1 protein-coding gene is annotated in these 496 nt (G+C 65.5%); it reads right to left on the bottom strand.

What is annotated here, in order from left to right; all coding sequences use genetic code 11:
* Positions 1 to 176: 176 nt before the first annotated feature.
* Positions 177 to 496, bottom strand: a 320-nt coding sequence (locus tag BRA62_RS06085; RefSeq protein WP_292365683.1) for a HEAT repeat domain-containing protein, incomplete at its 5' end; no start/stop codon positions are given.

Genomic DNA, 496 nt, shown 5'->3' with positions numbered 1-496 from the left:
ATATTCCCACGGTCCAGTGTACCGGGATTTTTCACAGCCCCGGCCGTTCTGTCAGCCACACAACGACTTACCAACGTCGTAACTTGCTTCATCCACCCCCGCTGGCCCCTATACCTCGTCTGGAAACAGGAGTCCCCCACTCCGGTCATCTCCAGACAAAAAGTAGATGGGTTCGATCACCTCGACGTCGGCGGCGACGGCTCCGCCATCCCCCCGCCCCGGATCATCTGGATCTTATCGATCGCGTCCTCCGCGACGCTCCTCACATCCTTATCCTCGTCCAGGGCGAGGGCCCGGAGCGCGTCGATCGCCCTCGGGTCGCCGATGTACTTGAGCGCTCCCGCCGCGTAGAGCCGGACGTTCCGGTCGGCATCCTTCGTCGCCCCGATGAGGGGGTCGACCGCGGCATCGCCCATCCGGATGAGGGCGCCCGCCGCCGCGCCCCGGACGTCGTCGTTCCTGTCATGGAGCGCACCGATGAGCGGCTCCACCGCGG

Source organism: Methanoculleus sp. UBA208 (assembly GCF_002498065.1).
GTDB lineage: Archaea > Halobacteriota > Methanomicrobia > Methanomicrobiales > Methanoculleaceae > Methanoculleus.
Note: the sequence above shows the minus strand (reverse complement) of the source record. Positions and strands in the feature narration are given on the sequence as shown.